This window comes from Streptomyces sp. NPDC002328 (genome assembly GCF_042890065.1).
In the GTDB taxonomy this organism is placed as follows: Bacteria; Actinomycetota; Actinomycetes; order Streptomycetales; family Streptomycetaceae; genus Streptomyces.
This window is the reverse complement of sequence record NZ_JBIARQ010000023.1, coordinates 101688-112992: the sequence shown is the minus strand read 5'-3', so window position 1 is coordinate 112992 and position 11305 is coordinate 101688. Positions and strand designations below refer to the sequence as shown.

6 protein-coding genes and 3 pseudogenes are annotated in these 11305 nt (G+C 67.4%); 3 read left to right on the top strand and 6 right to left on the bottom strand.

Annotation, left to right across the window (positions count from 1 at the left end; all coding sequences use genetic code 11):
• Positions 1 to 208: 208 nt before the first annotated feature.
• Positions 209 to 1675, bottom strand: coding sequence for a non-reducing end alpha-L-arabinofuranosidase family hydrolase (locus tag ACFYX4_RS36230; RefSeq protein ID WP_389342905.1), 1467 nt, complete (start codon positions 1673 to 1675; stop codon positions 209 to 211).
• 812 nt (positions 1676 to 2487) lie between these two features.
• Here ACFYX4_RS36230 and ACFYX4_RS36225 point away from each other — a divergent pair.
• From ACFYX4_RS36225 to ACFYX4_RS36215, 3 genes and pseudogenes are all read left to right on the top strand, one after another.
• Complete coding sequence (locus ACFYX4_RS36225) at positions 2488 to 3918, top strand: endo-1,4-beta-xylanase (RefSeq protein WP_389342902.1); 1431 nt, start codon at positions 2488 to 2490, stop codon at positions 3916 to 3918.
• Positions 3919 to 4018: 100 nt separating this feature from the next.
• On the top strand, positions 4019 to 5320 hold the full coding sequence (locus tag ACFYX4_RS36220; protein WP_389342930.1) for an RICIN domain-containing protein: 1302 nt from the start codon (positions 4019 to 4021) through the stop codon (positions 5318 to 5320).
• Between the two features lie 267 nt (positions 5321 to 5587).
• Positions 5588 to 5809 (top strand): annotated as a pseudogene (locus tag ACFYX4_RS36215) (transposase); the annotation flags it as partial.
• Between the two features lie 33 nt (positions 5810 to 5842).
• Here the strand turns inward: ACFYX4_RS36215 and ACFYX4_RS36210 are convergent.
• From ACFYX4_RS36210 to ACFYX4_RS36190, 5 genes and pseudogenes are all read right to left on the bottom strand, one after another.
• Positions 5843 to 6601, bottom strand: coding sequence for a class I SAM-dependent methyltransferase (locus tag ACFYX4_RS36210; RefSeq protein ID WP_389342899.1), 759 nt, complete (start codon positions 6599 to 6601; stop codon positions 5843 to 5845).
• A gap of 196 nt (positions 6602 to 6797) precedes the next feature.
• Positions 6798 to 6951 (bottom strand): annotated as a pseudogene (locus ACFYX4_RS36205) (ATP-binding protein); the annotation flags it as partial.
• Between the two features lie 450 nt (positions 6952 to 7401).
• Complete coding sequence (locus ACFYX4_RS36200; protein WP_389342896.1) at positions 7402 to 10071, bottom strand: Pls/PosA family non-ribosomal peptide synthetase; 2670 nt, start codon at positions 10069 to 10071, stop codon at positions 7402 to 7404.
• A 265-nt stretch (positions 10072 to 10336) separates the two neighbouring features.
• Positions 10337 to 10801, bottom strand: a complete 465-nt coding sequence (locus ACFYX4_RS36195; protein ID WP_389342942.1) for a hypothetical protein — start codon at positions 10799 to 10801, stop codon at positions 10337 to 10339.
• A 41-nt stretch (positions 10802 to 10842) separates the two neighbouring features.
• Positions 10843 to 11271 (bottom strand): annotated as a pseudogene (locus tag ACFYX4_RS36190) (recombinase family protein); the annotation flags it as partial.
• Positions 11272 to 11305 lie beyond the last annotated feature (34 nt).

Here is an 11305-nt window from a genome sequence, read left to right as displayed (position 1 = left end):
CTTCGCTTGTGCCCCTGCGCTGCCGCTTTAGGCCGGGTGGGGGTTGGGTGAGGTGGCCTCTGCTTGTGAGGTGCTCGGTGTTGGTGCCGGGCTCTGGGGGGGGGGGGGGGGGGGGGGGGGGGGGCCGCCCGCGCCCCCCCCCCCCCCCCCCCCCCCCCCCCCCCCCCCCACGCCGGCTGCCTGCCGGAGCCGGACTCGTGTCACGCTGTCATCGCTGCCGTGTCAGCAGACCCGGACGGTAGGGCAGGAGGCCGTAGTCGCCGCCGGAGTTGGGGCTGCGCCCCTGGTAGAGCAACTGCAGATTGCAGGGATCGACGGTCATGGTCTGATCGGCGCTGGTGCGGATCAGTTCGCCATGGCTGATGTCGTTGGTCCAGGTGGCGCCGCTGTTGGCCTTGCCGGCGAAGGGATTGCTCTCGGTCGCGGCCTGGGGTGTCCATGAGCCGTTCAGACTGGTGGCCGTGAACGAGCGGAAGTAGCGGCCCTGCGAGCCGATCGCCTCGACGATCATGAGGTAGCGGTTCTGGCCCTGCAGCTTGTAGACCTGCGGGGCCTCGAACAGGTTGTTCCTCGTATCGCTCATGACCACGGTCGAGGTAGTGCCGAAGCTGCCCGGGAAGTTCCCGATCGGCATACTGGCCCGGTAGATCTTGCCGTTGTCACCGGCGAAGAACAGGTACATGTTCGTCCCGTCACCGATGAGCGTCTGGTCGATGGGTCCTGTTCCGGAGTCGGAGATGCTTCCGGAGAAGAGCACCTGCTGGGACGACCAGCCATTCGGATTGGTGGGGTCGCTCGACGTCCGGTAGGAGAAGGCGGTCCCACCCCACTGGTAGGCGAGCACCCAGATGTTCTTCGGCGCGAAGTGGAAGAGCGTGGGCGCGACGGTGGAAGCCGACATCGTGTTCTGGCCGGCCGAGGACATCTCCGACCAATTGGTGAACAGGCCGAAGTTCATCGAACCCCAACTCGTCCCCGTGTCGTGCGTCGTCGCATAGACGAGTTGCCTGCCGTTGTAGGGGACGACGGTGAAGTCCTTGAGCGAGACCCACCCCGGCTTGGGCTGCGCCAGCGCGCCCGTTGATGTCCATCGGTATGTCGACGGAAGATCGCACGGGCCGGGATTGACGCCGCCGGCCTTGACGAGCTGCCACTGCTGGTTGGCGCCGCCCCAGTCGTCGTACTGGACGACGTTCGCGTTGTCGGCGGTGGAGGCGCCTTGTACTTCGAGGGCTTTGTTGCTGTGGCGCGAGATGAACCTCACGTAGCCGTCCGAGCTGTCGGCCAGCCGCCACTGCTGGTTGGTGCCGTTCAGGTCGGCCCACTGGACGATCGAGCCGCCGTTCGCGGTGGACCAGTTGTGGACGTCCAGCACCTTGCCGGAGTGGCGGGACTTGATGCGGTAGTAGCCGCCCCCGGAATCGACGAACTGCCACTGCTGCTGGTTCTGATCGTTCCTGGTCCACTGGGTGATGCGGGCGCCGTCGTTGGTCGCCATGTTGTGGACATCCAGGGCCTTGCCGCTGTTGCGATTGACCAGCACATACGAGGCGTTGGGGTCTACGGTCGCCGCGCCGGCGGGCTGGGCACCGAGGAGGGTGGCCACGAGCAGCAAGGGCGCAAGGACGGCGAGTAAGCGTCCTGGGCGGACCGGGGGCGGGTGGCGAAACCACATCAGAGGGCCTCCTTGGAGGGTGGGGGTGAGGTGACCCCGATGAACCGCGGGGCGGGCATGACGGGGGGCAGGGACACTCTCGAAACATTCGAGGAATTCCCGGAGACTGTGACGCCACAAGCTAGGAATGTGGAGCCCTCTGGTCAAGGCTTGTCGCCGATCTGTCCACAAACAGCGCCACGCCTACGGACTCGACAAGCTGTCACGCCGACCGGAAACGCTCCGGAGTCTGCGATACAGCTCGCCGGTCCGAGGCGTCCGCGCGGAGGAGAGAAGTCGAGCAAGCGGCGAAAGTTTCGGGCGACGAACGGAAACTTCTTCTGCGGAGAGTGTTGACGACCCATCGTCGATGCCTCAATCATCCGAGTCTGAGAACCCGGCCATAGTTCGATGTTGAACCACGTCGGCCCTGGGTGATCGTGCTGCACGGCACATCCACGCACAGCTGCACGACAGATCCGCGCACCACAGCACCTGCGCCACCCCGTCTCGTTCCGGTGAGGTTCGCACCAGCGCATCCTGGCTCTTCGCGCAGTCGGAGAGGTACGCGACGCTGCGTTGCGGTCCCCCGCTGAGCCGCGATGGAGTACCCCATGTCTGTGTCGAGTCACCGCCGCCCCGCCGTACGTCACCCGACCGCCGACCGGGTGCCATCCCGGCCGGTCGAGATCGTCCCGGTCCCATGAACGCGGTGTCCGGTGATCCCGTGCTGCCCGGGTTCCGGCCCGCCCCGTCCGTCTGCCGAGTGGGAGCGGACGACGCATTCCCCTGCGCTTCAGTCCTTCCGTGATTTCTGCCTTGGAGGCACAGCCATGGGCTCGTATGCACTTCCCAGACCCGTTGTCCGCCGGAAAGTCCGCGGCCTGCTGTTGGCGCTGGTCGTCGCTGTCCTCGGGACGGTCGCCACACTGGTCGCGCCGCCGACCGCACACGCCGCCGAGACCACGCTCGGCGCCGCGGCGGCGCAGAGCGGCCGCTACTTCGGCACCGCCATCGCCTCGGGCAGGCTGGGCGACTCGGCGTACACGACGATCGCGGGCCGTGAGTTCAACTCGGTGACGGCCGAGAACGAGATGAAGATCGACGCCACCGAACCGCAGCGGGGCCAGTTCAACTTCACCGCCGGTGACCGCGTCTACAACTGGGCGGTGCAGAGAGGCAAGCAGGTGCGCGGCCACACCCTGGCCTGGCACTCCCAGCAGCCCGGCTGGATGCAGAGCCTCAGCGGCAGCACGCTGCGTCAGGCGATGATCAATCACATCAACGGCGTGATGGCCCACTACAAGGGCAAGATCGCCCAGTGGGACGTCGTGAACGAGGCATTCGCCGACGGCAGTTCGGGAGCCCGGCGCGACTCCAACCTGCAACGCACCGGCAACGACTGGATCGAGGTCGCCTTCCGCGCCGCGCGCGCCGCCGACCCGGCCGCCAAGCTCTGCTACAACGACTACAACGTCGAGAACTGGACCTGGGCCAAAACCCAGGCCATGTACGCCATGGTCCGGGACTTCAAGCAGCGCGGCGTGCCGATCGACTGCGTCGGATTCCAGTCGCACTTCAACAGCGGCAGCCCTTACAACAGCAACTTCCGCACCACCCTGCAGAACTTCGCCGCTCTGGGTGTCGACGTGGCCATCACCGAACTCGACATCCAGGGCGCCTCGGCCACGACCTACGCCAACGTGACCAACGACTGCCTGGCCGTCCCGCGCTGCCTCGGCATCACCGTCTGGGGTGTGCGTGACACCGACTCCTGGCGACCGGAGCACTCGCCGCTGCTGTTCAACGGCGACGGCAGCAAGAAGGCCGCCTACACCGCCGTCCTCAACGCACTCAACGGCGGCTCCCCTACGCCCCCTTCGGACTCCGGACCGATCAAGGGCGTCGGTTCGGGCCGCTGCCTGGACGTGCCCGGCACCAGTACCACCGACGGCACCCAGCTTCACCTGTGGGACTGCAACAACCGCACCAACCAGCAGTGGGCCTACACCGCCGCGGGCGAGCTCAGGGTCTACGGCAACAAGTGCCTGGACGCCGCCGGCACCGGCAACGGCGCCAAAGTGCAGATCTACAGCTGCTGGGGTGGCGACAACCAGAAATGGCGCCTCGACTCCGGCGGATCCATCGTCGGCGTCCAGTCCGGCCTCTGCCTCGACGCCGCCGCATCGGGGACCGCCAACGGCACCCTGATCCAGCTCTACTCCTGCTCGAACGGCAGCAACCAACGCTGGACCCGCACCTGATGGGACCCGTTACGAACGAAAGGGTGAACCGATGAAGACCCACGGTGCGGCTTCCCTCGCCCCTCCCTGCGGACATCGCTGGTGGTCCCGGGTCGCCGCCGTGGTGGCGGCGACCCTCGCGATCGGCATGCTCGCCGCGGTGAATCCGGCACCCGCCGAGGCGGCGACGGTGGACACCAATGCCTGGTATGTCGTGGTCAATCGCAACAGCGGCAAGGCGCTGGACGTCTCCGGCACGTCCACCGCCGACGGCGCGCGGGTCAGCCAGTGGACGCGCAACGACGGAGTCAACCAGCAGTGGCAGTTCATCGACTCCGGCGACGGCTTCTACCGCCTCAAGGCCCGGCATTCGGGCAAGGTTCTCGACGTGGCCGGCGCCTCGACCGCAGACGGTGCCGCGATCCAGCAGTGGGCCGACCACCGCGGGGCCAACCAGCAGTTCCGCCTGGCCGATTCCGACGCGGGCCACGTCCGGCTGATCAACCGCACCAGCAGCAAGGCGGTGGAGGTGCAGGGCGCCTCCACCGCCGACGGCGGCAACGTCGTCCAGTACTCCGACTGGGGCGGCGCCAACCAGCAATGGCAGATGATCAAGCTGTCGTCCGGTGGCGGCGGCGGATGCGGCAGCACCCCGACTCTGGCGAGCGGTACGCACACGATTCAGAGCGGCGGTAAGAGCCGCAGCTTCATCCTCAGGGTTCCCGCCGACTACGACAACAGCCACCCCTACCGGCTGATCTTCGCGTTCCACTGGCGGGGCGGAACCGCCGGCGACGTCGCCTCGGGCGGCACGAGCGGAAGCGCCTGGTCCTATTACGGCCAGCAGGAACAGTCGAACAACGGCGCGATCCTCGTCGCCCCCCAGGGCCTCGGCAACGGCTGGGCCAATTCGGGCGGTGAGGACGTCACCTTCGTCGACGACATGATCCGGCGCATCGAGGGCGGCCTCTGTGTCGACCCGGCACAGCGTTTCGCCACGGGATTCAGCTGGGGCGGCGGTATGAGCCACGCACTCGCGTGCAGCCGGGCGAACGTCTTCAGGGCCGTCGCGGTCATCTCCGGCGCTCAGATCAGCGGGTGCAGCGGCGGCGCCCAGCCCATCGCCTACTTCGGAATCCACGGCGTCAGCGACTCCGTCCTCAACATCGCGCAAGGACGGTCCCTGCGCGACAGATTCGTCAACAACAACGGCTGCACCCCCCAGAGCCCGCGCGAGCCCGCGCAGGGCAGCCGAACGCACATCACCACCACCTACTCGGGCTGCCGTGCCGGATACCCGGTCCGATGGGCCGCGTTCGACGGAGGCCACATACCCGGTCCGGTCGACGGCTCCGCCGGCGAAAGCGGCGTCGCCACCTGGACCAAAGCAGAGATCTGGAGGTTCTTCGCACAGTTCCAGTGACACGTCCGCACCAGGCCGGGGCGGGTGGGGGCAGGGACATGCGGTTCCTTTCACGCGGGGGAGCGGCGGTGGGAGGATCAAGGGTCCGCAGGATCGCCGGTTTGGCCAACCGGCGGTCTCCGGGTATGTTCCGGCTCTTCTCAGCGGAACGGGTTCTCCGCACCTGCCCCGCCAGTCGCCTGGTCCAGGCGTTCGACCGAGTCAGAGCCTTCGGTTCTCCGCGAGCTAGGCCGTGGCCTGGCGATCAGGTGAGCTGTTGATGGGACTGTGGGGCATAGGGGTGATCTGACGGAGGCTCAGTGGCAGCTGCTTGCGTCGCTCCTCCCGGTGAGCAACGGGCGGTGTGGCCGGTGGCGGGATCACCGCCCGGTGATGAACGGGGTGCTGTACCGGATCCGCACCGGTGTGCAGTGGCGTGACCTGCCGGAGCGCTACAGTCCCTGGAAGACCGTTCACGAGCGGCATCGACACTCACGGCCTGAAGGTTCCCGCGGTGAGGTGTCTGTGGGCGCTGGGTTCCGTTCACATGGGGGTGGTGGCTGATCGCACGACGGTCAGGCCGCACAGGTATGGCTCGTCGAGCTCGCCGTCGGGGAAGATCCGAGCCAGTGCGGTGCGGTTGCTGTCGAGGAGTTCGGCCCGCTCGATGGGGTCCATGACCGCGAAGTGCGAGTGGGTGGCGAGGTATCTGGTGTGCTCCTCAACGGTGATCCGGCGCGACCACGGGATCTCGCGCGTAGCCACGTGGACCGGGAACGAGGCGAGCAGCTCGGCCACGGTTGCCGGGTAGTCGCGGGTGAAGGGCGCGAGTCGGGCATCCTCCGCCGCGACCCACGGGACGCGGACGTCGGCTTGGTTCCACCACAGGGCCAGCACGCCGTGCGGGCGTAACACCCGCAGGGCTTCGAGGACGGAGCGGGCCGGGTCGGTCCAGTGCCAGGCTTGGGCGTAGGTGATCACGTCGAAACTGCCGGCGGCGAACGGCAGGCAGTTCCCCTCGCCCCGCACCAGTGGGATCTCCGGCTCGGCCGCGCGCAACTCGGCCGCCATACCGGCGCCCGGCTCCAGGGCGACGACGTGGGCGCCTCGTTCGCGCATCAGCCGAGTGGCGATGCCAGTGCCCGCTCCGCAGTCCAGCACGTCGGCGCCGGCCAGCGGTCGGCCGGCGAGTTCCTCAACGGCGTGGAAGAGGGCCGACGGATAGTCCGGCCGGGTGGCAGCATATTGAGTGGCAACAGTGTCGAAGGACAGGGCGCGGACTTGGTTCGCGTGAGATGCCATGCCCGTGATCTTTCCGGGTGCGGAGAGAAGTTGTCAGCAGTGCGCGGCGAGATCCGCGTCCAGCGCAACCGATTGACCGGATCCTGATGAGAGGTCATCACATCCAGCCCGACCCCGGACCAGTGAATGCGGTCGTCATGACGGCGATGAGCACGACGCCCATGGACGTCAGCCCCTCGCGGTGTCCTCTGCCTGCTGCCCTGGTGCTGGCGAGTCGGTAGGACTCGGTCCCGGTCTCGATGATGTTCCTGCCGAAGGTGAGGCGGTCGACGATGGCCGCGCAGAGTCGCGGCTCGGTGAACGTCCAGGTCCACGAACGACTCGTTCGAGGCGATGGCGACGCGGTTCTGGTTGGTGCTGCCGTATGTGGTCGGCGCCGAGTTGCTGCCGTGGAACGGCGGAGTCAGCGCCAAGGACCTGGCCGCGACCCACGGTCGCTTGTTTCTGGCCTACGAGTTGAACCGCTCAGTAATAACCGGACTTGTGGGGTAGCGAGGTGGACGATGAACGCTACGCCCTGATCGCCCCTGTGTGACGTGCTGAAGATGGTCAGCCCGCGGCGTGCTTTGTGTTCGGCGGCGCGAGCTCGGGTGGTGGTAAGGCGGTAGGGCCCGTCGTCACTTGCGTCCCGGGCCTGCCGGCTTTCGCTGACGGAACCCGGCCGCAGACGGGCCCGGCACTCGGGGCACCGTCCGCGGAGTGAAAGGGCCGTCGCTCGATCTGCAGCGCTGAGGCACACGGGTGTCACGTACGTTTTGCCGGACAGGCCGGCGAAGCCGCCTACCTGCGGGCAGCTCAGGTCACCCGGCACCGGTCAGTTGCCGATCGCCCCGCCGTGCAGACACGACACCCGTCTCCCGCGAGGGGTTCCCGCCCCACTGCTCCCGAGGGGGTACTTCCTCGCCCTTCATCAGGAAGGCGTCAGCGGTGAGTTCTGCGTTGTCGCCGACCGTGGTGCCGTAGTGGACGAGGGCACCGACGCCGACGGTCACGTTCGCACCCAGGGTGATGCGGTCGGACTTGAAGGCGCCGTCCTCCTGCGAGTGGCACTGGATGACGGTACCGGCGTTGAGGGTGCTGTCGTTCCCGATGGTGACGAGGGTTCGCTCGGGCAGTGCGCAGCCGTCGTCGAAGACCCGGCTTCCGATCCTGACCCCCAGCAGGCGCCAGACCATGGTCTTGAACGGCGTGCCGTTGAAGATCTGTTCGAACCGGTGGGAGGAGAGTTTCCAGTAGCGTTCGTGGCGCCAGAAGGAGAGGTCGTAGATCGAGCAGTACAGCGGTTTCAGAGGATGGATTGCCGTGACGATCCGTTCGACCAGCGCGAAGTAGCAGACGGTGAACGCCAGGGTGAGCAGGCCGGCCAGGGCGAACACTCCCGCGCCGGCGGTGGGATAGAGGTCGACGGCGGCCATGGCGATGACACTGAGCCCGAAGAAGTGGACCCAGCGCACCAGCAGGAACAGGCTCGCGGTGAGCGCGTTGTGCTTGTTCTTGGCGGCCAGGCGGCGGCGCAGTTCGTCGCCGGTGGCCAGGTCGTCGAACTGCTGGTCGCGCATCACGGTGCGGGGTATCTCGAAGCTGGGAGAGCCGAGCAGGCCGACACCTTCGCGGACGGGTCCGTCGACGGGGACCATGGCCTTGGTCGCGAGCAGGCAGTTTTCGCCGGTCCGGCCGCGTGGAGGATAGGCGATGTTGTTGCCGAGGAAGTTGCGCGGCCCGATCGTGGTTCGGCTCACGCGGAAGAAGGTGGCCGAGTACTCGGTGTTGATGACCGACAGGCCGTCGGCGATCATCGTTCCGCTGCCGACCTGAGTCAGGTACGGGATGTCGTGCTTGACCAGCGAGCCGAAGTTCGACCCCGTCTGTTCCACGCGGTACAGGTCGTATCCGAGGGACCGCAGATAGTGGACGATCGCCGAGCTGTCCCCGAACAGCGTGGTGAAGAACCTGATGTTGGTCATGCGTGTGACCACGCGCTGAACGCCGTAGTGGAAGCCGTACAGCGGATAGGTCTTGCCCGGCTCGAGCAGGAGATTGAGCAGGCGCGGCATTGTGTTGATCGCCAGCAGGCCGATCAGCAGGCCGCCGAAGAAGGCGACCAGGGAAGCGATGAGTGCCTCCAGGTAGAACGCCGGGCTGCTGAAGGCCGCCACTCCGATGGTCACCACGGCGTTGAGCTGCGGCACCGCGGACGCCACGATGCTGATGCCTGCCACGGTCAGCGGCAGGTACAGCAGAAGCATGCCGATGAGCTGCCACGAACCGTAGAGCGTCCTGCGCAGTGTGCCGCAGGTCCCCGGGCCGACAGTGCGGAAGTCGGTGTCGGTCGGCTGCGCGGGTGTGCCGTGCCACGCCTGGCCGGCCGGCACGGTCTGTCCCGGGTGCAGGGAAGAGGCGTGGCCCAGCTGTGCGTCGTCACCCATCGACACGTGCATGTCGACGACCGACTGCTCACCGACGGTCACACCAGCACCGAGGGTCACCGGCCCCGTCTCGATCCAGCCGTCGTACGCGCGATACCCGGAGAAGAACACGTCCTTGCGGACGACCGAACCGTCACCGAGGGAAATCAGGTCGGTGCAGACCGGAACGTTGCGAGTGAGGATCGTGACACCTTTGCCGATGTGCGCGCCCAATGCTCTCAAATACAGCACGTACAGCGGTGAACCGATGAAGAGCCGGACCGGGCTGGACCGGATGAGGGTCTTGACCCACCAGAAGCGCAGGTAGCCGAAACTCCACACCGGGATCCCGCGTGGTGTGAAGCGGCCGATCAGCAGCCACTTGGCCGCGATCGGAACGGCGCACATGACCAGGAAGACCGCCGCCCCGAACAACACCGCCCGCTGGTAGACGTCCACCGTGCCGGAACCGGCGACGATCCACGCATAGCCCCGGACGAAAGCAAGGCCGCCCAGGCATGACATGCCGCCAAAGGTCAACAACTGGGCCGCGCCGCACAGCACGTACTGCCATGTACCGGACGATCGACCGGCAGGGGCGTCGAACGGCTCGACGTCCTGGGCGGGTTCCGCAGAACCTGCCGTGACGGGAGCGGGAGACGGGTCGGTCTGATAGAGGGCGGCCGCCAGGTCATGGATCGTGGAGTGCCGGTACACGTCTTTCATGGACGCGGTGGGAAGGTCGTCGCGTTTGCGGAGGCGGGCGCAGAAGTGAGCCATGACCAGGGAGTCGGCGCCGAGGTCGGTAAAGAAGTGACCGTCCACCGGCACCCGCTCGGTGTGCAGAACATCGGCCAGCACCTCCGCAAGCGCCGCCTCGGTACGGGCCCCGGCGTTGCCCGTGGCAGCACGGTGCTCAACGGCGACTGCATCGTCGGGGCCGATCCCGGGCCCGTTGTCAGGGGAGTTGCAGGTCACGGTAGCTCCTCCCAGCCGTTCCGACCGGCGACCGTCACGGCGGCACCCCGGCAGCCCTGACCCTGATGGGCAGCCGACCTGGGCCATGCACAGGCCACAACGTCATGAGCCGTGATTCGATGACAGATCCACGAATGTATGAGTCGTTCACCTCAGTGCGGCCCCAACTGCCGGCCCGCATCGACTCACAGGGCCGGGCTGCGTATTCAAAGAGGTGATCAAGATCAACCCGAGGTTCGGGTCGCAGCGGATACCTCCTCCTCCAGTAGGCCCGATCGTGGGAGGTCTGTCCTGCTTGAGACACAACGGGTGGGGACGCCCCCCAACTGCCCCCAACGCTATGACCAGCGTCTTACCTGCTGTTCACAGAACACCAAGCGCTGCTCACGATGCAATAGTCCAGCCACATGGCAGGCCCATCCCCCGCCGGTCGGCGGGGGTGCGGTCTGTAGCTCTCCAGAGACGGCCTTGGGCCACAGCGGTCAACCCTCGGGGGTGAGCGGTTCTTCGGGTCGGCGGATGCGGACGGGCCTGGGCCGCATCGGCAGGCCGTCGTCGGCCGCGGTGTCCTCGGTGCGAGGGCCCGGTAGAGCGAGGCGACCGAAGGCGACTTGCCCGCGTTCTTCCCGGTTTTGATGGTGAGCCTCTTGGCGATGTCGGGGACGGGGACGCCCTTGTCCTTGAGCGCGACGGCGAAGGTGAGCATGTCATCGTCGATGACCTTCGGGCGCCCGCCGTGGTTGCCCTTGGACGCGGCGATGACCTGGCCTTCGAGGGCCTTCTCCCGGATGTAGTTGCGCTCGATCTGACCGGCCACGGCCAGGACGGGAAGAACATGGCGCCCATGCCGTTGGGGTCGTAGATCCCGATGAGCGGGCCGGTGAGGAGTGCGAGCTGGATGCCGCCGGCCTGGAGCTCGGCGGACAGCGTCATCCGCTCGGCCGCGTTGCGCGCGAGGCGCTTGAGCTCGTGCACGGTGAGGGTGACGGGCGTCTCGGGGGCGGCCTCCTGGAACTGGTGGGCCAAGGCGAGCGTCTTCTCCAGCTCAGGCCGGATCTTCACCCGGGTGCTGATCTGCTCCTTGAAGATCTTGTGGCACTCCGCGCGGAGGAGGGCTTCGAGCTGGCTCGCCAGCTCCTGCCGCGCGGTTGACGTCCTCGCGTACCCGATGCGGACCGGGCGCTCGGTGCGGGGCGCGGGCGCGACGGCGAGCGCCGGGCCCTGCTTCCACGCGCGGTCGGGGTGGCGGTCGGCGGGGACGCGGCCTTCGAGTTTCTCGCGGAGCACGGGGACGAGGGCGGAGTGTGGTACTTCGCGGCGG

Excerpts from the sequence above, each read along its gene's own strand:
- ACFYX4_RS36230 (WP_389342905.1), bottom strand. The coding sequence starts at position 1,675 with ATGTGGTTTCGCCACCCGCCCCCGGTCCGCCCAGGACGCTTACTCGCC.
- ACFYX4_RS36225 (WP_389342902.1), top strand. The coding sequence starts at position 2,488 with ATGGGCTCGTATGCACTTCCCAGACCCGTTGTCCGCCGGAAAGTCCGC.
- ACFYX4_RS36210 (WP_389342899.1), bottom strand. The coding sequence starts at position 6,601 with ATGGCATCTCACGCGAACCAAGTCCGCGCCCTGTCCTTCGACACTGTT.
- ACFYX4_RS36200 (WP_389342896.1), bottom strand. The coding sequence starts at position 10,071 with ATGGCCCAGGTCGGCTGCCCATCAGGGTCAGGGCTGCCGGGGTGCCGC.